Origin of the sequence: Lysinibacillus sp. FSL W8-0992 (assembly GCF_038008685.1) — a bacterium.
Classification (GTDB): domain Bacteria; phylum Bacillota; class Bacilli; order Bacillales_A; family Planococcaceae; genus Lysinibacillus.
Genome location: NZ_JBBOZQ010000001.1, coordinates 3,127,726 through 3,153,814 on the forward strand (window position 1 = coordinate 3,127,726; position 26,089 = coordinate 3,153,814).

Annotated in this window: 26 protein-coding genes and 1 pseudogene; 21 read left to right on the plus strand and 6 right to left on the minus strand. The window is 35.1% G+C overall.

Annotated features, from left to right (window positions below; translation table 11 throughout):
• Positions 1 to 42 precede the first annotated feature (42 nt).
• Positions 43 to 855 carry a hypothetical protein gene (locus NSQ74_RS15775; protein ID WP_340824553.1) on the plus strand — a complete coding sequence of 271 codons (813 nt, stop codon included), beginning with the start codon at positions 43 to 45 and terminating at the stop codon, positions 853 to 855.
• 44 nt (positions 856 to 899) lie between these two features.
• Here NSQ74_RS15775 and NSQ74_RS15780 read toward each other — a convergent pair whose 3' ends face one another.
• Positions 900 to 1,694: an enoyl-CoA hydratase/isomerase family protein gene (locus tag NSQ74_RS15780; protein WP_340824554.1), complete on the minus strand. Its 795-nt coding sequence runs from the start codon at positions 1,692 to 1,694 to the stop codon at positions 900 to 902.
• 358 nt (positions 1,695 to 2,052) lie between these two features.
• On the opposite strand from NSQ74_RS15780, the gene NSQ74_RS15785 reads away from it, so the two are divergent.
• A complete protein-coding gene (locus tag NSQ74_RS15785; protein WP_340824556.1) occupies positions 2,053 to 2,928 on the plus strand; it encodes a tyrosine-type recombinase/integrase in 876 nt (291 codons plus the stop codon).
• 44 nt (positions 2,929 to 2,972) lie between these two features.
• Here the strand turns inward: NSQ74_RS15785 and NSQ74_RS15790 are convergent, their stop codons facing one another.
• The 3 genes from NSQ74_RS15790 to NSQ74_RS15800 form a co-directional block, all read right to left on the minus strand.
• Complete coding sequence (locus tag NSQ74_RS15790) at positions 2,973 to 3,827, minus strand: transglutaminase family protein (RefSeq protein WP_340824558.1); 855 nt, start codon at positions 3,825 to 3,827, stop codon at positions 2,973 to 2,975.
• 61 nt (positions 3,828 to 3,888) lie between these two features.
• Complete coding sequence (locus NSQ74_RS15795) at positions 3,889 to 4,854, minus strand: alpha-E domain-containing protein (RefSeq protein ID WP_340824560.1); 966 nt, start codon at positions 4,852 to 4,854, stop codon at positions 3,889 to 3,891.
• The gene (locus NSQ74_RS15800) at positions 4,808 to 6,298 is read right to left on the minus strand and encodes a circularly permuted type 2 ATP-grasp protein (RefSeq protein ID WP_340824561.1); all 1,491 of its coding nucleotides are present in this window, start codon (positions 6,296 to 6,298) and stop codon (positions 4,808 to 4,810) included. The genes NSQ74_RS15795 and NSQ74_RS15800 overlap by 47 nt, the downstream gene beginning before the upstream one ends.
• A 76-nt stretch (positions 6,299 to 6,374) precedes the next feature.
• Here NSQ74_RS15800 and NSQ74_RS15805 point away from each other — a divergent pair, with 76 nt between their 5' ends.
• The 11 genes and pseudogenes from NSQ74_RS15805 (at position 6,375) to NSQ74_RS15855 (ending at position 14,318) form a co-directional block, all read left to right on the plus strand.
• Complete coding sequence (locus NSQ74_RS15805; RefSeq protein WP_340824562.1) at positions 6,375 to 6,788, plus strand: hypothetical protein; 414 nt, start codon at positions 6,375 to 6,377, stop codon at positions 6,786 to 6,788.
• 513 nt (positions 6,789 to 7,301) lie between these two features.
• Positions 7,302 to 8,264: a tyrosine recombinase XerC gene (locus NSQ74_RS15810; protein WP_340824564.1), complete on the plus strand. Its 963-nt coding sequence runs from the start codon at positions 7,302 to 7,304 to the stop codon at positions 8,262 to 8,264.
• Between the two features lie 70 nt (positions 8,265 to 8,334).
• On the plus strand, positions 8,335 to 8,838 hold the full coding sequence (locus tag NSQ74_RS15815; protein WP_340824565.1) for a DinB family protein: 504 nt from the start codon (positions 8,335 to 8,337) through the stop codon (positions 8,836 to 8,838).
• Between the two features lie 323 nt (positions 8,839 to 9,161).
• Entirely contained in the window at positions 9,162 to 9,311 is a 150-nt protein-coding gene (locus tag NSQ74_RS15820; protein ID WP_143998710.1) for a transcriptional regulator, read from the plus strand.
• Positions 9,312 to 9,511: 200 nt separating this feature from the next.
• The gene (locus tag NSQ74_RS15825) at positions 9,512 to 9,667 is read left to right on the plus strand and encodes a transcriptional regulator (protein WP_340824568.1); all 156 of its coding nucleotides are present in this window, start codon (positions 9,512 to 9,514) and stop codon (positions 9,665 to 9,667) included.
• Complete coding sequence (locus tag NSQ74_RS15830; RefSeq protein ID WP_340824569.1) at positions 9,664 to 9,834, plus strand: transcriptional regulator; 171 nt, start codon at positions 9,664 to 9,666, stop codon at positions 9,832 to 9,834. The genes NSQ74_RS15825 and NSQ74_RS15830 overlap by 4 nt, the downstream gene beginning before the upstream one ends.
• A gap of 359 nt (positions 9,835 to 10,193) precedes the next feature.
• Positions 10,194 to 11,915 carry a sensor domain-containing protein gene (locus NSQ74_RS15835; protein ID WP_340824571.1) on the plus strand — a complete coding sequence of 574 codons (1,722 nt, stop codon included), beginning with the start codon at positions 10,194 to 10,196 and terminating at the stop codon, positions 11,913 to 11,915.
• 233 nt (positions 11,916 to 12,148) lie between these two features.
• Positions 12,149 to 12,433, plus strand: coding sequence for a CD3324 family protein (locus NSQ74_RS15840; protein ID WP_340824573.1), 285 nt, complete (start codon positions 12,149 to 12,151; stop codon positions 12,431 to 12,433).
• A gap of 125 nt (positions 12,434 to 12,558) precedes the next feature.
• Positions 12,559 to 12,990: a GNAT family N-acetyltransferase gene (locus tag NSQ74_RS15845; protein WP_340824575.1), complete on the plus strand. Its 432-nt coding sequence runs from the start codon at positions 12,559 to 12,561 to the stop codon at positions 12,988 to 12,990.
• A gap of 14 nt (positions 12,991 to 13,004) precedes the next feature.
• Positions 13,005 to 13,578: pseudogene (locus tag NSQ74_RS15850) on the plus strand (GNAT family N-acetyltransferase).
• A 236-nt stretch (positions 13,579 to 13,814) separates the two neighbouring features.
• The gene (locus NSQ74_RS15855) at positions 13,815 to 14,318 is read left to right on the plus strand and encodes a GNAT family N-acetyltransferase (protein WP_340824577.1); all 504 of its coding nucleotides are present in this window, start codon (positions 13,815 to 13,817) and stop codon (positions 14,316 to 14,318) included.
• 205 nt (positions 14,319 to 14,523) lie between these two features.
• Here NSQ74_RS15855 and NSQ74_RS15860 read toward each other — a convergent pair whose 3' ends face one another.
• The gene (locus NSQ74_RS15860) at positions 14,524 to 14,991 is read right to left on the minus strand and encodes a MarR family winged helix-turn-helix transcriptional regulator (RefSeq protein ID WP_340824578.1); all 468 of its coding nucleotides are present in this window, start codon (positions 14,989 to 14,991) and stop codon (positions 14,524 to 14,526) included.
• A gap of 227 nt (positions 14,992 to 15,218) precedes the next feature.
• Here NSQ74_RS15860 and NSQ74_RS15865 point away from each other — a divergent pair, with 227 nt between their 5' ends.
• From NSQ74_RS15865 to NSQ74_RS15890, 6 genes are all read left to right on the plus strand, one after another.
• A complete protein-coding gene (locus tag NSQ74_RS15865) occupies positions 15,219 to 16,418 on the plus strand; it encodes a MalY/PatB family protein (RefSeq protein ID WP_340824580.1) in 1,200 nt (399 codons plus the stop codon).
• 20 nt (positions 16,419 to 16,438) lie between these two features.
• Entirely contained in the window at positions 16,439 to 17,725 is a 1,287-nt protein-coding gene (locus tag NSQ74_RS15870) for an amidohydrolase (protein WP_340824581.1), read from the plus strand.
• 40 nt (positions 17,726 to 17,765) lie between these two features.
• Positions 17,766 to 17,972: a DUF3311 domain-containing protein gene (locus NSQ74_RS15875; protein WP_340824582.1), complete on the plus strand. Its 207-nt coding sequence runs from the start codon at positions 17,766 to 17,768 to the stop codon at positions 17,970 to 17,972.
• 80 nt (positions 17,973 to 18,052) lie between these two features.
• The gene (locus tag NSQ74_RS15880) at positions 18,053 to 19,459 is read left to right on the plus strand and encodes a sodium:solute symporter family protein (protein ID WP_340824584.1); all 1,407 of its coding nucleotides are present in this window, start codon (positions 18,053 to 18,055) and stop codon (positions 19,457 to 19,459) included.
• 63 nt (positions 19,460 to 19,522) lie between these two features.
• On the plus strand, positions 19,523 to 20,179 hold the full coding sequence (locus NSQ74_RS15885) for a carboxymuconolactone decarboxylase family protein (protein WP_340824585.1): 657 nt from the start codon (positions 19,523 to 19,525) through the stop codon (positions 20,177 to 20,179).
• A 33-nt stretch (positions 20,180 to 20,212) separates the two neighbouring features.
• A complete protein-coding gene (locus NSQ74_RS15890; RefSeq protein ID WP_340824587.1) occupies positions 20,213 to 20,596 on the plus strand; it encodes a RidA family protein in 384 nt (127 codons plus the stop codon).
• Positions 20,597 to 20,658: 62 nt separating this feature from the next.
• Here NSQ74_RS15890 and NSQ74_RS15895 read toward each other — a convergent pair whose 3' ends face one another.
• Positions 20,659 to 21,273, minus strand: coding sequence for a TetR/AcrR family transcriptional regulator (locus NSQ74_RS15895; protein ID WP_340824588.1), 615 nt, complete (start codon positions 21,271 to 21,273; stop codon positions 20,659 to 20,661).
• 166 nt (positions 21,274 to 21,439) lie between these two features.
• On the opposite strand from NSQ74_RS15895, the gene NSQ74_RS15900 reads away from it, so the two are divergent.
• On the plus strand, positions 21,440 to 22,624 hold the full coding sequence (locus tag NSQ74_RS15900; RefSeq protein ID WP_340824589.1) for a YhgE/Pip domain-containing protein: 1,185 nt from the start codon (positions 21,440 to 21,442) through the stop codon (positions 22,622 to 22,624).
• A 1,361-nt stretch (positions 22,625 to 23,985) separates the two neighbouring features.
• Complete coding sequence (locus NSQ74_RS15905; RefSeq protein ID WP_340824590.1) at positions 23,986 to 26,028, plus strand: helix-turn-helix domain-containing protein; 2,043 nt, start codon at positions 23,986 to 23,988, stop codon at positions 26,026 to 26,028.
• Positions 26,029 to 26,089 lie beyond the last annotated feature (61 nt).

The window sequence follows — 26,089 nt, forward strand, 5'->3', positions numbered from 1 at the left end:
TGATAATTCTGCTATTATTAAGCGAGGAAGGTGTGTGTGTGGATGAAGGTATGTTCGTTAAGTGGACCGAGTGGAACAGGGAAAAGTACTAGTGCTCTAGTTTTTGCACATAAAATAGGGGTAGAAGCAATAATTGATGATGGTTTACTAATTGTCAATGGAGTTAAAGTAGCGGGCATATCCGCGAAATTTGAAAAAAATACGATCACAGCTGTGCGACGCGCGATTTTCACAGAGGAAACTCATCGTGAGGAAGTCATTAAAGCGCTCGATTCATACAGTGTTCAATCTATTTTAATCATCGGCACGTCTGATAAAATGACGAAAAATATTGCCCAGCGTTTAGCGCTAGGACCAATTGAAACATATTATTACGTCGAGGATATTCGTTCGCAAAAGGAAATTCAAAAAGCGAAATTTATTCGCCAGACACAAGGAAAGCATGTTATGCCAATACCATATCGCCAAGTTGAGCAAAATTTCTTTAAACGACTCATTCAAAAGGGGAAAGAGATTTTCACTCCGAAGCGCGAAAAAATCGGTGAAACAACAATTGTTCGACCTGATTTCCAACAAGAATATATTGAAATTGAAAAGCAAGTGTACGTTCAATTACTTACGTACTGTTGTAATCAGCAAGATATTGTGCAAAAGGTTGAGCAAATACAGTTTAGTCTTGGAGAACAGGCAAAGGCGACCATTTCATTGCAATTAAAAATGCCGATTGATTATTTATTACCACGTCGCTTATATCAATTACAAGAAGAAATACAACGTTCGTTCTTTCAACATTTTGGCTATGAACTAGATGTCATCAATCTTTATGTTCATGCCGCTTTGCATAAACGAAAATAAAATACAGGTACTCCATACGCGAAAAGGCGAGAGTACCTGTATTTTTATTTTGATGGTCGTGTAAATTGCGGTTGACGTTTTTCGACAAAGGCGCGACAGCCTTCTGTAAAATCATTGCCTACAAATGGTGTAGAACCTTGCCAAAGTGCTGGTACACTATCAATACATTCTTGTACAGATTTTTTTACAGCTAGTAATGATTCTGGTGACATACCAGCAACAAGCTTACCCATCCGAATCATAAATTTATTTATGTCCTTTTCAGCAACTAAGTAGTTGAGCATGCCAAGCTTAAATGCTTCTTCCGCTTTAAACATTCGACCAGTAAATACTAAATCCTTCGTTGTAGAAGGGCCGACAAGTTGGACAAGGCGCTGAGCAAATTTGTTGTTTAATGTAATGCCTAACTTGCCTACGGGAATACCTAATTTCGCTTTTTCAGAGCCGATGCGAATATCACAAGCTAATGCTAGCTCTAAACCAGCACCCATCGCCGGACCGTTAATAACACCAATAGTTGGAATTGGTAAACGTTCAATTGTTGAAATCGTTTTTTCCATATGTAAAAATGCTTCCTCTGCTTTTTCAAGTGAAATGGCGTTAAATTCTTTAATATCAGAGCCTGCCGTAAAGTTTTCACCTGATCCACGTAAAATAAGCACTTTATTTTTCGGATTATCCAACACTTTTAGGGCAATGTTAGCTAATTGATCCCACATATTTGCTGTTAGCGCATTTTTCGCCTGCGGTCGGTGAATCGTAATGATCGCAAGTCCAGCCGTTTCCTGATAAATAATTTTGGCATCTTCAGCTTCAAGACGAGTCGTTCTTACTTGCATAATTGAAAAGCCCCCTATATTCAGATAGTACTTATATTATATAACACAAAGGAGGGTAAACACTAAATAATACGAATTTTCATGTATTTTCAGCCTGTTATACAAAATTACAAACATTTTCAAGCGATTGTACTACAACAGAATATTGCTATTGTAATAAAGCAAAAGATATGAGAAACTACTATAGGAACATTTGTTTCTTTATTAAAAAAGGGACTTTTCCATAGAAGAAGCGGTAATCTATCACTTTATAACAGATTATCCGACACTAAAGTTATTAAAAAAAATAACACTGCACGCGCAAAAAATATTATAAAATTAAATTAACTTACGCCCTATCTAATAAGGAGGAAGCAAAATGGTGACATTGAAGGAGGCATGGCAAAGCTATTTATTGCTTTTAGATTCATTAAAGAAAAGTGCTGCTACGAAAAAACAATACAATATTGATGGACAGCAATTTTTAGCTTTTGCTAGTGAGCAAAACGTTGAACATGTTGACAACGAATTCAAAGAATTAATATGTATATATAGTAATTATTTAAAAGAGAACTATCCAAATGTTAATTCATTCAATCACAAAATCGCTTCACTTCGGAGTTTTGTAGACTTTATTTTTTTGAGAGAATGGGCAGAACCGTTCGATTATGAAAGCATTTTACAGCCCAAAAAGAGAGGTAAGGATTCCTTAAAATTGCTTACGAAAGAGCAATTAATGAGCATTACAGAAGTATGGCCAACTTATTTTCAATACGCAAAAACACAAGAGCATGCTTGGTTAGCAAGAAGAAATGGCTGTATTGTTCAAATGTTTATCGAAACAGGTTGTAAGCCAGCAGAAATTGTTCGCATGAAATGGGCGCATCTTGACCTTGATAATTTACATATTTCTATTGCCAATCATAACGGTAAGAGAGAAATTATGCTTTCAAATGTTTTAGTGGAAATGTTATTGCATTATCAAGCTGTAACGGAGGAATTACATCAGAAAAGTGTGGGGGAATGGCTTTGGGTAAGTGAGGCAAGCCAAACGAAACCAATCACGACAAAAACAATAGAACGAATTTTCCAAACGATATCTAAAGATATTGGCACTAATGTGCGAGCAACGGATGTACGTTACACTGTGCTTCAAAAAGCGTTACAAAGCGAAAAAACAATAGAAACGATACAGCAAAACATGGGGTATGTTCGAAAATGGGTCTTAACGGAACGAGGCGAACGATTTAAATAGACGTGCAGTAAAAGATGTTTTCACACATTCCACTGCACGTTCTATTAAAAATGTGTTAAAGCTTTAACATTTACTTTGACTGTCAAATCATGCTTGCCGCCTGTATATACACCTTCGACGGGACTAATATCTGTATAGTCACGGCCAATGCATAAAATAATGTGATTTTCTAATACTTCTACATTATTTGTTGGGTCTAAACCAATCCAACCGATGCCAGGAATCATCACTTCCACCCAGGCATGTGTAGCACTATCACCGATGAGAGCTGAATTTTCATCGACATATAAATAGCCACTAACATAGCGAGCAGGTATTCCTTTAGCACGTAAAATCGCTAGCATAACATGTGTGAAATCTTGGCAAACACCTCGTTTTAAATCAAATGCCTGGCTTGCAGTTGTCGTGACATTTGTTGCTGTTGGATCATATTCAAATGTCGAATATAAATACTGCATTAAATTAAGCGAAAACAGTACTGGATTTTCTGCGTGACCAATGGCATGAAAAACATCTTCTATCTGTGCATCAGTCATAAACGTAAAGCTCGTTGATTTTAAATAGGGCAAGTAATGCTCATAAAATAGCTGGGAATGGAAAATCGTCTGCATCTCTGGTGAATATTGAATCCGATGAATAAATGGTGCTCGTTGAATACTGACGATAGACGTTGTTTCTATTTCTAGTTCTTGATGTTGCTCAGGAATATAAAATGTACCGACCGTATTGCCCCAAATATCTGCATGCTCGCGCGTCAATGATGAGGGCGAAATAGCAATGCGATAGGACAGCAAGCGCTGACGCTCATCACTTCGAGGCTTTAAGCGGATTGTATTCAAGCTTTGATCGACTTCAGATTCATATTGAAAAATATTTGTATGTTGAATTTCAAATTTCATCGTGTCCGCTTCCTTTTGATTACTGACTTGCGTGTTGAAAAGGAGCTGTGAATTGTTCCTTTCAAGATTGTAGGCTGGGTTCATATAAGTGATAAATTGTCGAAAATGTATGACCAAAATCAATACATTGACACAATCTTTCCTCCATTGAAAATATTGCTTCCTCTAAGGAAGATGTCGATAAATCGATATTGTTTATAGCAATTAACAAAGCTCTTAACGGCGTGTTAAGTGCTAAAAATCGTTCTGTTAAATGGTCTTCTTCGATATGTGTAAATGCCTCTTCTAGTTTTTTGAGACAAACAATCACTGAGCGAGGAAAATGATCATCATGTAATAAATATTGTATAACATTTTGTAAATGTGTTTGATGATGCTTACGCAGGTAGGGTTCTGTTGCTTTTGATAAATCGAGCAAAAATGTTCCGTCTGCTTCTTGTAAATCGCTAGCCATTAGTTTTTGTTGCTCTAGCATAATTAAAATCATTCGAATCATTTTTTCTGCACGTTCAAGCCATTTGCCAACTTGCATAAAATAAAAAGGCAAATCCCGTTCCATCGAGCCCTCAATTAATCCAGTAACCGTCAAAGATGTCTTACGAACATTGTGTAAAAAATAGTTTAAAGATATTAACGGAAAAGGGCGTTCTCGCACTGTGATCTCTTGCTGCATATATAAATAAAAGGCATTGTGTAATTCCCATAACTCAATAGGGATACTATCACGTGTAATGCGTGCATTTTCCCGAATAGCTCTTAATGTTGCATGTATAGCATTGCTATTGTTCTCCGAAAATAAAAGGTATTCAATAAGAGGATTGACACGAATGACTTCATAGTATGATATAAACTCTTCTTTCGATGCACAAATGTCTAATATTGCTTCCCAGTGATCAAGATATTCATTTTCCTTACCTGATTGCTCCAACATATTCAACAGCTGTACTTGTAATATATGTGCATTAGTTTCTGTTCGTTCACTATATCTTGCCATCCAATATAGTGCGTCTGCTACTCGACTTAGCATGTTGCAATTCCTCCTTTAATATCCACGTATCTTTTGCTCCACCACCTTGAGATGAATTAACGATTAACGAGCCTTCTTTAAGTGCAACACGCGATAAACCTCCGGGAAGTACAAAAATATCACCGCCGTTCATAACATAAACCCGTAAATCGACATGACAAGGATAAAATTTGCCATGCTGATATGATGGTGCACGTGATAGCTGAATAGTCGGTTGCGCAATGTATTGATTTGGATGTTTTACTATTTTTTCATAAAAGCTTGTGATTTCCTCTTCACTTGCATGTGGTCCAATTAGCATATCGTAGCCACCTGAAGCACTTACATTTTTAATCACTAATTCTTTTAAATGGTCAAGAACCCATGCTCGTTGACTTTCATCTTCAAGATGATAGGTCGTCACATTTTCTAAAATCGGCTCCTCATTTAAATAATAACGAATCATATCGGGTACATAGGCATACATCGCTTTATCATCCGCAACACCATTGCCAACCGCATTCAAAATTGCGATATTGCCCGCTTTATAGGCTTCTATTAAATAGGGTACTCCTAGTAAAGAATCTTCTCGAAAGACAGTAGGATCTAGGAAATCATCATCAATTCGGCGATAAATAATATCTATTTGCTCAAGACCATATATAGTCTTCATATAAACTTTAAGATCTTGAACGATTAAATCTCGTCCTTCCACAAGCTGAATATTTAATTGTTGCGCTAAAAATACATGATCGTAATAGGCAGAATTATACATCCCCGCTGTTAAAAGCACTGCTTTCGGTTCTACATTTGCTTTTAAAGCTGTTGGCCGATGTGCAAGAAGGGCATTTTTCATAATTGTCATCTGTTTCTCAAGAGATTGGATTGTATGTTTTGAAAAGAACTCAGGATACACTTCCTTCATAACATATCGGTTTTGAAAAACGTACGAAATGCCAGAAGGATTACGTAAATTATCTTCCAGTACACGATAAACACCATTTTCATCGCGAATTAAATCAATTCCAGCTAAAAAAATATGATTATTAATAGGCACTTGTACACCTAGCATTTCTGGATAATAAAATGGATTTTGTTCGATAAGGCTTTTTGGAATAATCCCGTCTTTAACAATTAGCTGTCTATTATAAACATCATGTAAAAAACAGTTTAAGGCTTTAACACGCTGTTTCATACCTGTTTCAATGATGTTCCATTGTTCATGTGGGATAATAATTGGGACAAAATCAAAAGGCATTGTCCGCTCCGTCCCACCCTGTGCACCATATACAGTAAATGTTATACCTTGTCTAAGAAAGCTTGATTGAGCTTGTTGGTATTTTTCTTCTAGCTGATCTTGTGAAAAAGCACTAAGCTTACGATGGAAAGAGCGATAATGTGGTTTCGGCTGATCACCATCTAACATTTCATCAAAAAAAGAACCTGAATCATACAATTTCATCATGTGAACCGCCTCCGAATTTAAGTAGTAGAAAAAACGTGTTACACTAATAGGAAATACATAAAAGGAGCTAGTAAAAATGACAAATATTAACTTAATGCAAGCTTATGAGTTAGACAAGCTATCAAAACTCAATTTATCTGACGAGAAGATTTTACAGACTTTACGAACTGGGGATGTGTCATCATGGCGTAACCTAGAACCAAAGTATGAATTTAACGAAACGTTGGCTCTTTATCAAGAAGGGGAACAAACATTTCTTGATGCCTATCACGGTAATTATCGAATTAAATATGTAACATTACCGGGCATTCAGCGTTTACTACATCTGCGTTTTCAATTAGAAGAAACAAAGAATTTCCAATTAGAAGATACAGGAATTAACAATTTATTTTGCGACGAGAAAACTATTTCGAAAATTCAAAATATGTTATCTACTAACTGGAAGCTAACAAAGCAAAATGATGGTACATATAGTATTTTCGCCAAATAAATACAAATACCCAAAAATTGACACGCGCGTTATGAGACGAATCGACTCGCATCGTTACCCGACGTTTGATTTTTCGATTCGTCTCAGCGCATACTAGTATACTAGAGTTTAATATTCATTCAACGAACGCTTTATGCATAAAAAGTGAAACCTAATAAAAAAATAGTGAAAAAGCTAATTTTTTATTACGAAAAATATTTTCATCATTAGCTAATAAATTTCCTCGGGTTAGTGCTTAACATCCTATGAAAATTAATAGCTTCTTTTTATGAAGAAAAGGGGACACCCTAAGCTGCAATGTTCGCAATTCGAGTGATTCTTTAATGTCGATAATAAAAAACAGTTGGCGGCTAACCGAGATGATTTCTATTACTTAGAAGTCATCTTTTTTTATTCCGAATAAGAACATATGTTCTGATTGTTATAAATAGGCACTTTTTTATCAATAAAGTTCCCAAATTTATATTTGGGAACGTTTTTTCGTGGTAAAATAGAGAAAATAGAGGTGATTTTATGCAGAAGACTCAACTACCTAAAATAATGAAAGATTTCCTTGTCTACTTAACGACGATCAAAGGGAAATCGCAGCGCACTAGAAAAGAATACGAATACGATCTCACATTATTTTTTCGTTTCCACTTAGCAATGCAAAACGATATTGAGATAGCGCAATTAGAAAAAATTAATATTGCTACTATTACAATAGAAGAAATCCGTGATATTACTTTGGAGGATCTCTACTTATTTATGGAATACTGCGAAGTGCAACGTCAAAATTCCGCTTCTGCTAGAGCACGGAAAGTAGCTACATTAAAATCGTTTTTCAAATACATTAAAGGAAAACGCCGTCTCATTGAAGAGAATCCAGCCGAAGAGTTAGAAACGCCGAAGATTGGGCGCAGAAAACCAATTTATATGAATATGGAAGAGGCAACACAGTTTATCGAGGGCATTCAAATACATCGCGCATCTCCACGCAATTATTGCATGATGATGTTTTTCTTAAATCTAGGTATACGAGTATCCGAGCTTTGCCAACTAAATACATCGTCAATACAAGGACGCTATTTGACTGTTATCGGAAAAGGCAATAAAGAACGGACAGTTTATTTGAATGATAGCTGCATCCAAGCACTAAAAAATTATGAACAAAGCGGAAAAGCGCCGTACAAAGGCGAAGGAGAAGAGCCCCTTTTCGTTTCACAAAAAGGAACACGTTTTACACGGCAAACAGTAGCCAAAATCGTCAAACAAATAAACAAACAATCGGGGCTACAAAAAGATCGGCTAACGCCTCATAAATTGCGTCATACATCCGCAACAATGATGTATAAAGCTGGGGCAGATATTCGAAGCTTACAACATATACTTGGGCACTCTAGTGTCGCTACAACCCAAATCTATACGCATATTGAGGATGAGCAATTACAGCATGTTCTAGAGAATAACCCATTCAATATTGTAGAGAATAACTAATGTAAGAGAATACTTGCTAGATTAGTGCATATATAAAAAGTAGAACCTTAAATTAGAAAGGGGATATCGTATGATAGCATTATTGCTGGAACAACTAAGTGCAACAAGAGCGCAATTACTAAAGGAAATTACAATATACAATAATACACAATTTAATCAAAAACCTGATGAAAACAGTTGGAGTATCGCACAAATATGTCATCACTTAGTGCTAGTAGAAGCATCGACTATCAAGGCAATTACTTGGGGGTTATCCTCACAAGAAAATTCAGAACCAAAACGTCTAAATGTTCAGCTGATAAAAGATAGAACGAGGAAGCTTAAAGCGCCAAAAATTGTTGAACCTTCAGATGAACCATTTGAAATACAGCAAATATTGACATTACTAGATGATACGCGAGAACAATTCACTACCTATCTGCAAGCGATTGAAGATCCATCTCTGCTAGCAAAAAAAGCCGTTCAACATCCTGCTTTTGGTAAATTACCACTCGACCAATGGATTGAGCAGGTGTATTTGCATGAACAACGACATATTGAACAAATCCATGAAAGGAAAGGTATTGTAAGTTAAAGTATAATAGGAGTTAACATGAAAAGAAGAAAGATCAAGTTGTATACGAAAAAAATCTTAACAGAACTTAGAAACACTATTTTATTTGAAGTAATCTGGAATATCATTTTATGGATTCCAAGACTAGTCATTCGGTTATTGAAACATCTATGGTAATACAAACAACTATAAGCCCGACTTCTCACACTTGAATTTTACTGAGAAATCGGGCTTTTTTTCATCATCCTACATGAATATCCTCTTGACGAACGACATAATCTGTTATATATTAAATGAAAATAAAAACAACTGTTATAAAACAGTTTGTACAGGAGGAATTTATGATGTCGAAATATCGTGATGGTTATGAGTTTTATTGTGAAATGTGTGAACGTTATGGTTTAGAGCCAATTTCATTCCGTTATTATGTTATCCAATTATCGCAAGAACAGCTTTCCGCTTATAATATGCAAGCGAAACAACTTGGAATATAAAACATTAGCTACAAAGGATGTGGTTAAAACGGACGCCAATGTGAATAGTTTATGAAAAGCCCAGCCATACTAAATTAGTAGACTGGGCTTTTATTGATATAAAAGAAATTTCAGAATTATTATTGACTTGAAAACATATCTGTTATATATTATTTATACAAATAAACAACTGTTATAGTACAAAGAAAAGAGGGAACGGAATGGCACAGTATAGAGAAGGTTACGAGTTATATTGTAAAAAATGCGAGCAATTTAATTTAGAGCCAGTTAATATTTATTACTATATTAATAAGTTATCGCAAGAACAATTAAAATATTTTAATGAAGCAGCACACGAAAGGAAGTTAGTCGTATGACAGACTATCGACAAGGCTATGAGTTTTACCGACAAGTATGTGACAAACACGAGTTAGAGCCAATTAATTTTCACTACTATATTTTAAACTTATCACAAGAGCAACTTGATGCTTATAATGAACAAGCGAAAATTGTAGGAGGTCATATAGCATATGATATCTCTTAACATGTAAAATGCCTTACTGCCCAGCTGCGACAGTAAGGCATTTTCACTTATAAATAAATTTAGACTTTTGTCGTTAACAAGGTAAATAGTATTTCTATAGTTTAAACAGTAGTACAAATGTAATTATTGAAAATGGAAAAATGGTGAAACACGTGCGTTTAAAGTCATTCTTTTTTGTCTAATTTATAGAAAACTATTAAATTTGATATATGCAGATTGTATATTTGGGTTGAATTAACTGCTTTTCTAAGACTATAATATAATTACATAAAAAAGGGCCATCTACCACAACTTTATACCTCACTGTAATATAAAGAATAAGTACTAAACCCTCTTATTTTAACGAACGGAGAATGAAGATGATGAATATCACGCCTAGTAGTATTAATCAAGTTAACTACAGCCTGAAAGAATTACAAGATATTTTTTCAGCAATGAACAGTTCGATCATAGTCGCTATTACAGATCGGACAGGAAAAATTACCTTTGTTAATGATCATTTTTGTAAAATTTCTAAATATAAGCGTGAAGATTTAATTGGACAAGATCATCGTTTATTAAACTCGGGTTTCCATCCCAAATCATTTTTCAGAGAGATGTGGAAAACAATCGGAAAAGGTGACATGTGGAATGGTGAGGTGTGCAACCGTGCTAAAGATGGTAGTCTATACTGGGTGAAAACAACAATTATTCCTTTTCTCGATGATAATGATAAGCCTTATCAATATATTGCCATTAGAGTAGACATTACCGCACAAAAGGATATTAAAAAAATTACACATATTGCATATCATGATGAATTAACAGGGTTACCAAACCGTCGTAAATTAGAACAACGTTTAGAAAATGAATTCCATCAATCTCGACGTACAGGAGATAAGTTTGCGTTATTTTTCATTGATGTGAATCGTTTTAAAAACATTAACGATGGACTTGGCCACATCATAGGCGATATGTTCCTAGTGGAAATGGCAAATCGATTACGCAATGTAGACTTCACATCCAATTCATTTTATCGTCATAACAGTGATGAATTCGTCATGATCTTAAATGATGTTTCACGTATCGAGGAAATGGCAAAAGAAATCATTGCTGTTTTCGATGAAAGTTTCATCGTAGATGCATATGAATTTTATGCGAGTATTAGTATTGGTATTAGCATTTTCCCTGATCATGCTAATTCAATTGAAGATTTATTAAAAAATGCTGATATCGCCATGTATGCTGCAAAATCAACACGAGGTAATCAATATAAGCTGTATCGACATAATATGGATGAGGCAAATGATAAATGGTTATTACTTGAAACTAAACTTCATCAGGCATTAAAAAAGGATTTATTAGAGCTACATTATCAGCCCAAAATTGATTTAAAAACAGATCAAGTGGTAGGTATGGAAGCATTGCTTCGTTGGTATGATTCTGAATTAGGACAGATGCCACCAGATCGTTTCATCCCGTTTGCGGAAGAATGTGGTCTTATAAATGATATTGGTATATGGGTATTACATAAAGCTTGTGCGCAAGTATGTGCATGGAACGAAACATTTCAATCAAATTTACGCGTAGCTGTCAATATTTCTCCTATCCATATTAGCACACCAGGTTTTGTTGAAATGGTACGCGATGTAATTGAAAAAACAAAAATTGACCCGCATTCATTAGAAATTGAAATTACCGAAATGAGTATGCTTGATTATACAGAAGAGTTGATAAATACGATTGAGCAGCTACGGGCATTAGGCATTACCATTGCATTAGATGATTTCGGAACAGGCTATTCATCATTAAATTATTTAAAAAAATTCCCTGTAGACGTATTAAAAATAGATCGGGCATTTGTGCGTGATATTGTGCCTGAGAAAACAGGGATAGCGATGATTTCTGCAATGATTTCATTGGCACATGCTTTAAACCTCAAAGTAGTAGCAGAAGGAGTCGAAGAAGAAGCTGAATTAAACGTTCTTCGTGAGCATGGCTGTGAGTTCGTCCAAGGCTATTATTTTAGCAAGCCGCTTTCTGTGGAAGACTTTACAACTAACATTTTAAATCAATCGCTAACAATTACATCTAGCTCCTAAGAGGGGCTAGTTTTTTTATCCTTTTTTAGTTTACATAATAAAATTATAAAAATATATTTACATTTTCTGAAAAATACATGGTACAATTTGTATATAAAAACTCTGGAAAAGGAGGATTGGTCGTATGAGAAAGCATACTATTTTTGCATAGCAAAGGCTATTGCAAATAATTTTTAAAATCAAATAGCCTTTGCTCTTCCTAAACGAACGATAATACATTTAGGAGTGCAAACATGAGCTATAAGAAAGCAAATAATCTGTTACCAGCAGAGTTAATCGCGTTAATTCAAAACTATGTAGATGGTGAATATATTTATATCCCGAGAAGACAAGATAGTAAAAAGAGTTGGGGGGCTGGCACTACTACAAGGAATGAATTAGATGTAAGGAACAATAATATTTATCAGGAATATCTCTCTGGCACCGATATGGAGACTTTAAGTGCAACCTATTATTTGTCTTTAAAGAGTATTCAACGAATAATCCTAAAGGAAAAAAGAAAAAGAACAAACATATAAAAAGAAGCTATGTGGTTTTTACCACATGGCTTATTTTCTTTTATGAAACGAATATGAGGTTTTTTCATTGAATGTCAGTCATTTATAATCGAATTAACAATATGAGCTGATAGGAGAAATAAATCATGTCTTTGTATATAACGAAAGAATTAAACGATCAAGCTAAACAGATAGTAAATAATGAGCTTTACAAATTTAATTTAAAGCATTTTCCAGTAGATTTAAGAGGAAATTACGAAGAAATGAATGTATTCCTTAAAGATGAAAATGACAATGTTCGTGGTGGTATTCTTGCTGAAGTATGTTGGAATTGGCTAGAGATTCACACGTTAATGATAGATGAGGACATACGAAAATCGGGATTTGGCACAAAATTATTACTAGAACTCGAGCATATGGCTTTAGCAAAGCAGTGCGATTTTATAAAGGTAGATACATTAAGTTTTCAAGCGTTAGAATTTTATGAAAAGCACGGTTATCAAATATTTGGGACGTTAGATAATGTAGGTAGAGACTTTAAGCATTACTATTTGAAAAAAGATTTAACTAAGAAATAAATGGAGGTTTAACAATGCACAATTTATTTACAATCGACTGTGGTGAAATTTTATTGAGAGAGTTTAGAAGTGAAGATGTCGATGGAATTTATAAGCTTACTTCACAACCAGAAGTATATGAGTTTTTGCCAGATTGGCGTTCTACGAGAGAACAACGATTAAACTGGATAATAAATGACGAAATACCTTCCAATAAAGCATTTTTATCTGCTATTCCTAATATCAATGGTCAAAATTATTTGAAATTAGCAATCATATTAAAGGAAACTGGGGAATTCATTGGTTTTTGCAATACCGGGCCAAAAGAAGAGCTAAGTGAACCAAATCAAGAAATTGCCTATGCTATGTCAAAAACATTTCAGAAATCGTGGCTACACAACTAAAGCAGTAAAAGGTTTACTACATTTCCTATTTGAACAGACAAATATTGAACAATTGAATGCTATCGTTCAACCCCGCAATGTAAGTTCTTTGAAGGTGATTGAAAAATGTGGCTTTGTTTTCAAAGAAAATATAGAAATAGATGCTCTAATGTATCGACATTACACATTGCATATAGAGGATTGGAAAAATAGAAAAGTTCATTAATTGTATCTAATAGTGCATGTGGCTCTTAGTCACCACTTATTAGAGCTAATCGCATACCAAATTTACAATAATTATAATTAATGCTACTATTTATGTACCAATTAATATAACAATACAATAAGTAATGCTACTATTAATTTGGATAAAATATAATGGGAGTAGCTGCCAATAACATATACCTATTTTAATATTTTTGTCTTTAAAATTACGTCAAAAATGATAATAGGAGAATAAGTATGATTGAATTGAACACAGAAAGATTAAGAATACTTGCGCTAAATGCAGAAAGCCTAAGATTACTCATTGATAACCCAAAGAAGTTGGAGCTTCAATTATCATTAAAGGAATCAGATAGCTTTTTAGATGCGGAACTTCAACAAGCAATGGAAATTCGACATGCTAAGTTGGTATGTGATAAGGAAAACTATATGTGGTATACCAATTGGTTAATTGTGTCGAAAAGTCAAAACTGTAGTGTAGGAGGAATCATGTTAAAAGGGCTTCCAAACGACTATGGTGAGGTAGTAGTAGGGTATTACACGTTGCCTGAATATCAAGGAAATGGCTATATGACAGAAACGATTAATTCAATGAAAAACTGGTTGTTAAGCAAGCCTAATGTGAAATTTGTTGTTGCTGATACTGAAAAAGATAATATCGCATCTCATAGAGTATTAGAAAAAACAGGTGCTGTACTTTATAAAGAAACTGCGGAATTATTGTATTGGAGATTTGGCTGAACATAATTTCTACTTACTTGCTAATCCTAAATTAGCTCTATGGTGGGAGAACGCAAATATTTTACCATAAGGGTTGAAAATATATTTTAACATTAGTTTAACTGAAAAATTAAAGAGCCATCGTATTTACGATGGCTCTTTTTGTTATGAAAAAGTCAAAAAAACGCACATTTTAGTCTGAAATCGTACTATACGCTTCATTGTATTAATCTCTATCATTAAGCACATTTCGTGTCCTTCGATTAATTACGTTTAATATCGTAATATAGTTCTGAAAATCTTCCACTGTAAATTGCTCAAGATTCTTCAAATGGCTTCCGTACTCTTCTTCATCGAGCTTTTTATGATATTCATACACTAACTTTCCTTTTGATGTTAATTCGATAGTCAATTCTCGATAATTGTTAGGATTTCTATATTTAATTGCTAAATCCTTTTTGATAAGTTTATCGACCATTTGAGAAACAGCACTTTTTGTGCGATTCGTTATTTCCGCAATTTCAGAAGTATTTGTTTTTACTTTATCGCCAATTAAGTTCAGAGTATGTACTTCTATCATGTAAAGCTCATCATCAGTACCATATTTTCTTGGGATATTTTCGTATGAACTAATCAGCCTAGATGTCTCGTAAAGCGTTTCCATTAGTTCATAAAAAACTTTCTCCTTATCCATCACCCAGCCTCCTTTCAATAATTTATAGAGGATTATTATTTTATTCTAACATATTAGAAAATCTTATAATGAAAGTTACTTGCAAAACAAATAATTTTTAAAAAAATCTGAATTTTTATATTGACCATTTCACAGTTAAGGTGCTAAACTGAGAAAAATTAATTTTAAACGTTTAAAAAAATGTATTTAAACAGAATTATTTGTGAAATGTTAGAGGGGGAGAAAGTATGCAATACAATTTTGATGAAGTGGTTCAGCGCCGAAATACGTATTCCTTAAAGTGGGACGGTGAGGAGTTAATCAAACAAATTGGTTATACAGAGAGATATGATCATGAAACGATTCCACTGTTTACAGCTGATATGGATTTACCAGTACCTCAACCATTGATAGAGGCGCTTCATAAAACCGTCGATCATCGTATTTTTGGATACTCTATTTTTCCAAACGAGTATTATGAAGCGATACAGCATTGGTTTAAAAAAAGACATAATTGGACGATTGAAAAAGATGAAATTGTTTTCAGTCCTGGAACTGTTCACGCATTAAATATCGCGGTAAGAGCATTAACTAAGCGCGGTGAAGGTATCATAATCCAACGTCCTGTTTACCCACCATTCACAGCTGCTATTGAAGGGAATGGCAGGGTTGTTCGTAATAATGCATTGATTCGAAACAGTGATGGCGATTACACCATTGATTTTGAAGATTTTGAAGCGAAAGCTCAAGAAGAGAACACTAAAATGTTTGTTCTTTGTAATCCACATAACCCGTCAGGTAGAATTTTTACGAATGAAGAATTGAAAAGGCTTTCACATATTTGTGAAAAAAACAATGTCATCATTGTTGCGGATGAAATTCATGGAGACTTGATTAGAAAAAATCAAACCTTTACACCATTAGCTAAAATTGCAAGTAATACAGACCATATTATTACTTGCACGGCCATCAACAAAACGTTTAATGTCGCTGGTCTACATTGTACGAATGTAATTATTTCAAATCCTGAAATTCGAAAGACCTTTAGCGAAAAAATGGGCATGCAGTTACCATCTCCATTTACAATTGCTGCTCTTATAGCAGTTTACAATGAAGGGGAGGAGTGGTTGGAACAATTAACCGAATATATTGACGACACAATGATCTATGTGAAAAGTTTTCTAGCTGAAAAACTGCCAACGGTGAAAGTCACTATACCTGAAGGAACTTACGTCATGTGGATGGACTTTAACGGATACGGTCTTTCAGCAAAAGAAGTTCATCATCGAATTTATAACAAAGCGAATGTACTGCTTGAAGATGGAGACTTGTTTGGAAAAGAAGGTGATGGATTCCAACGAATTTGCATTCCATCACCGAGACCACTTATTAAAGAAGCACTTGAAAGAATTGCTAAGGAATTTCAGGATATCGAAACAAACACTTAATTAGAAAGGTGAGAATAATTATGAAAACTTCCTATGAACTTGAAACGTTAAAATGGGCACAAGAAATAGAGGACTATGTAATTGGAATAAGACGAGATCTTCATAGACACCCAGAGATTGGTTTACACGAAGTAAGAACAATCAAAGTAGTAACAGAAGAGTTACGCAAACTTGGGATTGATTATGAGATTGTCCCTGACGGTGGCATTATTGGCTTTATCAATGGAAATCAAGCTGGAAAAACTTTAATACTTAGGGCAGATTTAGATGCACTACCGATGAAAGAGGAAGCTACTAATTTAAAAATGAAAAAAGTAGTCGTTTCTAATACCGATGAAGCTGCTCATACTTGTGGTCATGATGCACATACCGCCATGCTATTAGGTGCTGCGAAAATCTTAAGTCAACATAAAGACAAAGTGAAAGGTAGCGTGCTACTCGCTTTTGAGCAAGGGGAAGAAATGGGCGGAGGCATTTTTAACCTTTTAAAGCGATTATGCGAAATTGGGGCAGACGGTGTTTGGGGCATCCATTTAAAATCTGATATGCCGACAGGAAAGATATCTGTTGAAGCAGGGCCGAGAATGGCAGCTTCGTTTAGTTTTAATGTTGTCATAAAAGGAAAAAGTGGTCATGGCTCACGACCAGATTTATCAGTTGCGCCATTAGATTGTTTTACAGACTTTTATAGTAATTTGAAAGCGATGCGATTAAGCTCTTTAGATCCGTACAAAACGATTACTTATTCAATCGGAACAATTAATTCGGGCACTGCAATAAATATTATCCCAGAAAGTTTACAGTTTTCAGGCACTGCAAGATATTTAGATTTTGAACAAGGTGCTCATGCTGCAAATGAATTTAAGAGAATACTAGAAAAGGTTTGTGAATTACATCATTGTACTTTTGAATTTATTACAGAGCCTAAGGAATGTGATTTAATTGTCAGCAACCAAAAAGATTGTGCTCAACTAGCCATAGCTGCAGTAGAAGGTGCAGTTGGGGTAAATGCTTTACATTCCACACCAGCGTGGATGGCTTCCGAATCATTTGCCTTTTACGAAAAGTATTTTCCTGGTGTCTTTGCATTCGTTGGGATACAAAATATAGAAAAAGGAATAGGGGCAGAACATCATAATGTTTATTTTGATATCGATGAAGATGCATTAAAGCTTGGTGTAGCGGCTACTGTTCAATACACAATCAATTTTTTAGATAATGAAAATCAAATAGACTTTACTCCTGACAAAAGAGATATTAAAAGTTTATTTGTTGAGAACGGTTTTGCGCAGTTAGTAAGACAATAAGCTACATTCAAAAATTGATTGAATAAAAGGAGATAGAAAAATGACACGAAAAAGACTTTGTTACTTACTATCGTTCATTGCATATTTTGGAATGCCTTTAGGAATCCCCTTTATTAGAAGTTCCGAACCTTACGTTCTAGGTCTTCCATTTCTGTTATTCTGGATGGTTTTATGGATTTTGTTAGGGACAGGCTTAATGCTAATAGTGCACCGATTAAACCCTAATGCTAGAGAGGAGTTAGAATAATATGATTATTTCAGTAGGAATCATTGCATTTTTCTTATGTTGCTTTACTTTTAGGTGTTATAGCGAGTAGAGGAAAAGATATGAGCCTAGAGCAATGGAGCGTTGGTGGCAGAGGCTTTGGCTCAATTTTCATTTTTCTATTAATGGCCGGCGAAATATATACAACTAGTGCATTTTTAGGTATTAGTGGCTGGATGTACGGAAAAGGCGGCGCTGCATTTTACAATATTATGATGCTCAACTATGTTATTGCATATTGGTTAACACCTAAAATATGGGGTTATGGAAAGAAACATAAATTACTATCGCAATCTGACTTTTTTGAAAAAGCCTATAAAAGTAAAGCGCTTGGCATGCTTGTAGCTGTTGTAGGGTTAGCGGCTTTAATCCCTTATTTAATTATCCAACTAAAAGGTCTAGGCATTATTGTTTCTGAAGCTTCCTATGGTGCAATTGATCCGAAAATTACGATTTGGATTGGCACAATTGCTATGATTGTCTATGTAATGGTTTCCGGCATTCATGGCTCAGCTTGGACAGCGGTTATTAAAGATTTTCTTATTCTAGGTGTAGTGTTATTTTTAGGGATTTATTTACCTTTCCATTATTATGGGGGCATTCAACCAATGTGGGAGGCAATAGAGGTTGCTAATCCAGGGTTTTTATCACTGCCAGACTCAGGTTTGAGTGCATCATGGTATGTATCAACGATGATGTTGACTTCATTAGGGTTTTATATGTGGCCACATACATTTGTTGCTACATTTTCAGCGAAAAGTGGGAATGCCTTAAGGAAAAATGCGATTATGCTCCCTATTTATGCTTTATTTATCTTATTTGTTCTTTTTGCGGGAGCAGCAGCTATTTTACAAGTTCCAAATCTTTCAGGTGGGAATGTAGATTTAGCATTATTTAAAATTTCCACACAAACATTTAATCCAGTTATTGTTGGCTTTATTGGTGCAGCAGGGCTGTTAACTGCCATTGTTCCAGGTTCATTAATCTTAATGTCTGCAGCAACGCTCTTTGCAAAAAATATTTTAAAACCGCTTCGACCTCAAACTACTGATCAGCAAATTGGAATCATTGCACGTTATACAGTTCCTGTGGTGGCATTGATTGCATTGTATTTTACGTTTAGTGGTGGTGGAGCTATTACATTATTATTCTTAATGGGTTATGGTCTCGTTACGCAATTTGCACCTGCCGTTGTTTTTAGCTTTTTTAAGAAAAATCCATTCACAGTACAAGGCGTATTTGCAGGGATTATAGTTGGTGTGGCGATAGTTGGTTGGCAGGCTGCTACTAGCACAAATTTAAGTAAACTGTTCCCAAGTTGGCCATCCTATTTGCAAGACATCAACATCGGTTTCCTTGCATTAGGTGTTAATATATTTGTAAGTTTAACAGTTAGCGCGTTTACGAGAAAGGGAATCGTTATGAATGATGAATCTTCCAACGAAAGTGCAGTAGAAAGTATTTCATAACTATTATTTTCAGAAAATTATGAATATTATTTATAAATTAAAAGATAAACGGAGGCATTTCTAATGGAGAATAATAGTCTATACCAAAAATCATCTATTCGTAGATTACCTGAGCTTGCAAAACTAACACCTGAGACATTTAAAGCATTTGCTGAATTCGATAAATTAGCGCTTTCTGATGGCATAATTCCTAAAAAAACGAAGGAGTTAATTGCGATTGCAGCTGCGCATGTCACTGGTTGTCCTTATTGCATCGATGCTCATGTTACGAATGCAAAAAGATTAGAAATTTCTAAAGAAGAAATAGCAGAAGCAATTATGGTGGCCACTGCTTTAAAAGCTGGCTCTGCTATAGCGCATAGCTTAAATGCATTACAGGCATATGATGGAGAGAATAATGAAGATTTATATCAAAAATCAAATCTTGCTCGCTTTAAAGAACTGAATCAATTAAGCCCTGAAGCTTTTCGTGCATTTAATAAGTTTGATTTAGAAGCATTGAAGCCAGGACTTTTAAGTAGGAAAGACAAAGAGTTAATCGCTGTTGCGATTGCCCATATAACTGGTTGTGCATATTGTATTGAAATTCACGTCAAAAATGCGAAGAAGTTAGAAGTTTCCCGAGAAGAGTTAGCAGAAGCTATTTTTGTTGCTACAGCGTTAAAAGCAGGATCAGCGCTTGCTCATAGTGTGAATGCACTTAATGCGTATGACTTGTAACAATAAACAATTAGAATAAGGATGGATTAGCAAATGACACAAATCATTTATACGGACATGGCACCGAAAGCGATTGGACCCTATTCTCAAGGGGTAATTGTAGGAGAGTTATTATTTTTATCAGGACAAATTCCTGTTGATCCAACATCTAATGAAGTAGTAGAAAGCGAGATTATAACACAAACAAATCAAGTTATGAAAAATATAGCAGCTATTTTAGAATCTCAGCATCTTTCTGTAAAGAATATTGTTAAAACGACAATTTTTTTAAAAGACATGCAACAATTTTCACTTGTAAACGAGGAATATAGCAGACATTTGGGAAATCATCGTCCTGCGAGATCCACTGTAGAGGTAAGTCGACTTCCAAAAGATGTCCTCGTAGAAATCGAAGTCATTGCAACATTTAAAAACTAAATGGAATTATTTTAAAACGATGAGACATTGCCTATCAATTTGAGGGAATGTCTCTCTTCATTTTATTCTTTCAAGCCTGCTGCAAAAAAAGGACCATTGAGCGTAATGGTGGATAATATTTGAGCCATTTCTTGTGGTGTTTCTTTTCGATCTTCCAGCAACCATTGTTGAATAACGCCGATATGTGCTGAGGCAATATAAGAAACTAAGTATTCCCCTGGAACTCGTAATTTGGCGGGCTTTATTGGATTGTCAGTACTTTCAAATAACGTTTTCCACATAAAGTTTTTTAATTTTGTTTGAAAAGATAAATCTCCATTGGGGCCTAAAATCGCCTTCATAAATTTTCTATTGCGCTCCAAAAATTCAAAAATTAATACGGCAATTTCAAGTGGTTGTAAGCTTGAATTTTTCGCATTTAAGCTTGCCATTAATTTTGCAATATTTTGCTTTGCGATATTTGATATTTCTAGCATAAATTCTTCTTGGTAGCGATTCATTAAATCGTACTTATCTTGATAATGTGCGTAAAATGTCCCTCTATTAATTTTGGCTTTTGTTGTAATGTCCTTAACTGTAATCGACTCAAAGCCTTTTTCTTCAATTAATGCTACAAATGCATCTTTAATGGACTCAATTGTACGAACTACACGTAAATCATTGTAATTTTCTTTCACATTCACTCCTCCTAAATTTTATCCGACATATTGCTGGAATGTGTTCTGTAAACGACATCAAGACCATTTTTGATCATTGAATGCATAAGATGTCGCACTTATAATTCAAGTTGTAATAAACAACAGGTTGTTCATTATTATAACTCAAAAGAGGAGAGGTAATGAAATGTTCAAAAATAAATTGGTTTGGTTTGCGCCCATTCTTGCATTAGTCGTTATTTTTGTTTTTTCGCTCACTTTATTTCCATCAGTGCAAGCAAAACCAAAAAATTTACCGATAGCGATTGTCAATGAAGACCAAGGGGTTGATATTCCGAATCAGCCACATGTAAATTTAGGTGAAAGCATTATTGAAATGATTCAAAATTCAGTAGAAGCGGGGAAAGATGAAGAACCTGCAGTTAAATGGGTTATTGTAAAAAGTAATGAAGATGTTCAAAAGGGATTAGATGAACAAAAATACTATGCAGCGCTTGTATTTCCGAAAGATTTTAGTGCAAAACAAGCATCTTTACAAACTGCAGAGCCTACTTTACCCGAAGTTCATATATATATTAATCAAGGTATGAATATGGCAGCTTCAACGATAGCAGGGCAAGTTGTAAATGGGGTAGTTGATAATATCAACAATAATGTACGTACACAACTCTTTGCAGGATTTTCATCACATGGAGGAACTTTAACGGTAGAGCAGGCTTCGAATTTAGTCACACCCATTTCAAAAACCATTACGAATGTAAATGAAACGGGAGACCATAGTGCAAACGGCAATGCGCCTATTTCTTTGTTTCAACCATTATGGATGGCTATTATGGTAAGTGCAGCCATCGTCTATCTTGCAATCAGTAAAATAGCTATTACTACACGTAAAGAAAAGCTTTCTGTAATGATAGGTCAAATTATTATTGGGGCGATGGTAGCTTTCGTTGTAGGTTTCGGACTTACATGGATAGTAGACGGTATGGTAGGAATCGAAATTCCTTCATATATGGATACTACCTTATTTTTAACTATTACCTCCTTTAGTTTTTTCTTATTAATAACAGCCGTAATTTCATGGCTTGGCATTCGAGGAATAGCTATTTTTGCACTAATGCTATTCTTTGGTGGACCACTGCTTGCATTAGCTCCTGAAATGATGTCTTCTTTTTATCAAAATTGGATATACCCATGGTTGCCAATGCGGTTTATGGTTGAAGGTTTACGAGAACTCTTTTTCTTTGACAAAGGTTTTTCTTGGAACAACGCCGTATCAGCCCTTGTATGGATTGGAGCAGTTAGTTTAATTGCTATTTTTGCATCCGTTTTAAAAACTAAAGCAGTGCGTTTGGAACAAGGAGTACAAGATTGAATAATCATTATATTTAAAAGTCAAATAGGGTTTCAGAGTGTAGACAAACGGCATCAAGTATAATTTCTTGATGCCGTTTGTCGATTTTTTAAAATTAATAGATATAAATTAGAATCTCTTTTCAATGTGTTCTGTTGATTGGAGGGAAGGGCTAGCGACTCCTGCGGGAAAGCACATAATGTAAGACGCAACAAACCGCGCGTATAGCGAGGGTTGCGGCTTACGTTGTGCCCGCGGAAAGCGCTAGCCCGTAACATGTATCAACTGCAGGAGACGTCTTCTATTTTTATTTTAACTATATCTCATGTTTATACTTTTTCTCACATTGTTCTCTTTATCATCATCCTATGACCATTGCCTATTAAGTTGATTGAAGCGAAAGGCTGGCGACTCCTGCGGGAAAGCACAAAACGTAAGACGCAACAGACCGCGCGTTAGCGAGGGTTGTGGCTTACGTATGTGCCCGCGGAAAGCGCTAGCCCTTAACGGAAATCAACTGCAGGAGACGTCTTCTATTTTTATTTTGACTATATCTCATGTTTATACTTCTTCTCTCATTAGTCTCTTTGCCATCAATCCATAACCACAAATTTTTCATTGCCTATTAAGTTGATTGAAGCGAAAGGCTAGCGACTCCTGCGGGAAAGCACAAAACGTAAGACGCAACAGACCGCGCGTTAGCGAGGGTTGTGGCTTACGTATGTGCCCGCGGAAAGCGCTAGCCTGTAGCGGAAATCAACTGCAGGAGACGTCTTCTATTTTTATTTTAACTATATCTCATGTTTATACTTCTTCTCTCATTAGTCTCTTTGCCATCATCTCATAACCATTGCCTATTAAGTTGATTGAAGCGAAAGGCTAGCGACTCCTGCGGGAAAGCACAAAACGTAAGACGCAACAAACCGCGCGTTAGTGAGGGTTGCGGCTTACGTTGTGCCCGCGGAAAGCGCTAGCCCGTAACATGTATCAACTGCAGGAGACGTCTTCTATTTTTATATTGACTATATATCATGTTTATACTTTTTCTCACATTGTTCTCTTTATCATCATCCTATGACCATTGCCTATTAAGTTGATTGAAGCGAAAGGCTAGCGACTCCTGCGGGAAAGCACAAAACGTAAGACGCAACAATCCGCGCGTATAGCGAGGGTTGTGGCTTACGTATGTGCCCGCGGAAAGCGCTAGCCTGTGGCGGAAATCAACTGCAGAAGTGTTTTCTTTTAAAGTAGATGCCATATAAATAAACACTATCAAAAAGATAAATATAGAATATTCTGTTAACTGGTGATAAAATTACAAGTATAAACATATAGTACAAGTTAAAAGTCATACTGTTCGTATTTTTTTCAAGGAGGTATTCATGATAAATAAAAATGATTACGAGAATGTTGCCTTTAACCAATTGGAAATGCTTCGAAATGAAATTAATAGAACGAAAATGAATAGAAATTTATTCAATAAAATTGATAACTATTATGTACTTTGTATTTATGAACAACAGAAAATTGCCAGCAATGATAACACGACCAAAGCTATTACATTGACTAAAAATGTAATCTCCAATTCTTTTGTTATTTGGGATCGTACCTATAAAGAGAGCGAACAATTATTCATGAATTTACGAATTTCTTCTAGAAATCGCGTAATTATTGAAATAGCAAAAAACATCGTTTCATTTTTACTGCAAAAATACGAGGACCAACTAAACGAATCACAGAAGCGAAAATCAACACATCGTAATGCACTTCAGCTTGAAAAATATGTCCTTCGTATGGAGCATATTATCAAAGCAAACACGTTTCTTGGTGAAGATACTGCATGGGAAGAGTTTTGCTCTTGGTTTCAAGTCTATTTAACAGAATGGGTACTTGAGGAGCTAGAAAGTTTAATTGGTTATGAAATGATGGATCAGATGAGCAATGAGGAATTAAATGAAGTATTTTATCAACAAATGACGAAAAACCTGTCATCAAATGATACGTTTATTTCAAAATATACAAACATAGTGAACAACTATATGACAGAATGGTTTCATAACATTATTGCATCAATGAAGCTAGCAGTTTTAACAGTAGAAGAAATTGAATCTATGTTGCAAATAACTGCATCTAAGAATCAGGATTCCCAGCCTCTTAGTAAAACTATCGCTTTTACATTAGGCGTAGAACATCATCTACATGTCATGAATAATGCCCCTTATCAATATGTGAGGGAAGCACTTTATAAAAACAGTTTTCAAAACATCGAAACTACACCATGGCCCACAACACCTTTATATAAAGGTAATTTAGAAGGAATTATTCAAATACGTCCATATCACACTACTGAGCACTCCTTCGCTACACAATTGTTGATAGAGAAAGCACATAATCAAGCGCAAAACTTAACAGATTTAGACGTAGATATGTTTGATGCATTATGTAGTATTTTTTTATCAAAAGCACGGTATACAGAAGATATCATTGAAATACACTTTACTGATTTATTGATGATTCGCGGCTTGAAACCAAAGTTAGGTGGTGAAGGGAGAAGAGGCGGTTATGAGCAGCAACAAAAGGACAAAGTTTTGCAATCGCTTACAAAAATTCAGAGCTTATGGCTCGAATTAAATAAAGCAACGGTCTATGAAAAAGGAAAAGCTGTTCAAACGCAGCTCCAAGGACGGACATTCCTTTTTGTCGATCATAATCGGAAAGAATATGATATCGCACAATTAGATAATCAAAAAACATTTACATTTACAGTTGATAAAGTTTTTACAAAGTATTTGTATGGATCTGGACGGCAAATTGCCCTTTTACCTATTCAAACGCTTCATTACAATCCGTACAGTCAAAAATGGGAAAAACGATTGGCGAGATATTTTAGTTGGCGATGGCGAACACAAGCAAGAAAGGGCGATTTCTTGCAGCCAAATAAAATTCGAACTTTACTAGAGGCAATTGGAGAAAATGTAAATGAACGCACACCATCCCGTACGAGAGACCGCTTAGAAAAAGCATTGGATCAATTGCTGGAAGATGGCGTACTATCTGCTTGGCATTATCATAAATGGGATGAAACAATTGCTAATAATAAAGGCTGGGTTCGGTTATGGTTAGATGCAACCATTCTTGTTGAACCACCTGAAATTATAAAAGAACAATACCGGTCTATTGAAAAAACAAAAAGTACAACTCATTATGCACTAGATTTCCAAGACAGTGCCCAACATAAAGCAAAAGGAGCCACAATTGGTAATCAATTAAGAGCGATACGCAAGCAATTTAATTTGTCTCTTTTACAAGTTTCAGAAGAACTTGAAATTTCACCTTCTTATATTAGTAATATAGAAAGAGGGGTTAAAACCCCCTCCGTCAAAATCCAAACTAATATAAGTCGCTGGTTGCAAAAGTTTATTTAAAAGAATATTTATAACTGCCTTCATATATCGAGCAAATACGATATAAAAGGGCAGTTTTTTT

Bases quoted from the DNA above. Each gene is read 5' to 3' on its own strand.
- NSQ74_RS15800 (WP_340824561.1), bottom strand. From the start codon at position 6,298: ATGATGAAATTGTATGATTCAGGTTCTTTTTTTGATGAAATGTTAGAT.
- NSQ74_RS15785 (WP_340824556.1), top strand. From the start codon at position 2,053: ATGGTGACATTGAAGGAGGCATGGCAAAGCTATTTATTGCTTTTAGAT.
- NSQ74_RS15815 (WP_340824565.1), top strand. From the start codon at position 8,335: ATGATAGCATTATTGCTGGAACAACTAAGTGCAACAAGAGCGCAATTA.
- NSQ74_RS15855 (WP_340824577.1), top strand. From the start codon at position 13,815: ATGATTGAATTGAACACAGAAAGATTAAGAATACTTGCGCTAAATGCA.
- NSQ74_RS15810 (WP_340824564.1), top strand. From the start codon at position 7,302: ATGCAGAAGACTCAACTACCTAAAATAATGAAAGATTTCCTTGTCTAC.
- NSQ74_RS15890 (WP_340824587.1), top strand. From the start codon at position 20,213: ATGACACAAATCATTTATACGGACATGGCACCGAAAGCGATTGGACCC.
- NSQ74_RS15805 (WP_340824562.1), top strand. From the start codon at position 6,375: ATGACAAATATTAACTTAATGCAAGCTTATGAGTTAGACAAGCTATCA.
- NSQ74_RS15845 (WP_340824575.1), top strand. From the start codon at position 12,559: ATGTCTTTGTATATAACGAAAGAATTAAACGATCAAGCTAAACAGATA.
- NSQ74_RS15875 (WP_340824582.1), top strand. From the start codon at position 17,766: ATGACACGAAAAAGACTTTGTTACTTACTATCGTTCATTGCATATTTT.
- NSQ74_RS15830 (WP_340824569.1), top strand. From the start codon at position 9,664: ATGACAGACTATCGACAAGGCTATGAGTTTTACCGACAAGTATGTGAC.
- NSQ74_RS15820 (WP_143998710.1), top strand. From the start codon at position 9,162: ATGTCGAAATATCGTGATGGTTATGAGTTTTATTGTGAAATGTGTGAA.
- NSQ74_RS15885 (WP_340824585.1), top strand. From the start codon at position 19,523: ATGGAGAATAATAGTCTATACCAAAAATCATCTATTCGTAGATTACCT.
- NSQ74_RS15900 (WP_340824589.1), top strand. From the start codon at position 21,440: ATGTTCAAAAATAAATTGGTTTGGTTTGCGCCCATTCTTGCATTAGTC.
- NSQ74_RS15905 (WP_340824590.1), top strand. From the start codon at position 23,986: ATGATAAATAAAAATGATTACGAGAATGTTGCCTTTAACCAATTGGAA.
- NSQ74_RS15860 (WP_340824578.1), bottom strand. From the start codon at position 14,991: ATGGATAAGGAGAAAGTTTTTTATGAACTAATGGAAACGCTTTACGAG.
- NSQ74_RS15880 (WP_340824584.1), top strand. From the start codon at position 18,053: ATGAGCCTAGAGCAATGGAGCGTTGGTGGCAGAGGCTTTGGCTCAATT.
- NSQ74_RS15775 (WP_340824553.1), top strand. From the start codon at position 43: ATGAAGGTATGTTCGTTAAGTGGACCGAGTGGAACAGGGAAAAGTACT.
- NSQ74_RS15835 (WP_340824571.1), top strand. From the start codon at position 10,194: ATGATGAATATCACGCCTAGTAGTATTAATCAAGTTAACTACAGCCTG.
- NSQ74_RS15840 (WP_340824573.1), top strand. From the start codon at position 12,149: ATGAGCTATAAGAAAGCAAATAATCTGTTACCAGCAGAGTTAATCGCG.
- NSQ74_RS15825 (WP_340824568.1), top strand. From the start codon at position 9,512: ATGGCACAGTATAGAGAAGGTTACGAGTTATATTGTAAAAAATGCGAG.
- NSQ74_RS15790 (WP_340824558.1), bottom strand. From the start codon at position 3,827: ATGAAATTTGAAATTCAACATACAAATATTTTTCAATATGAATCTGAA.
- NSQ74_RS15780 (WP_340824554.1), bottom strand. From the start codon at position 1,694: ATGCAAGTAAGAACGACTCGTCTTGAAGCTGAAGATGCCAAAATTATT.
- NSQ74_RS15865 (WP_340824580.1), top strand. From the start codon at position 15,219: ATGCAATACAATTTTGATGAAGTGGTTCAGCGCCGAAATACGTATTCC.
- NSQ74_RS15795 (WP_340824560.1), bottom strand. From the start codon at position 4,854: ATGCTAAGTCGAGTAGCAGACGCACTATATTGGATGGCAAGATATAGT.
- NSQ74_RS15870 (WP_340824581.1), top strand. From the start codon at position 16,439: ATGAAAACTTCCTATGAACTTGAAACGTTAAAATGGGCACAAGAAATA.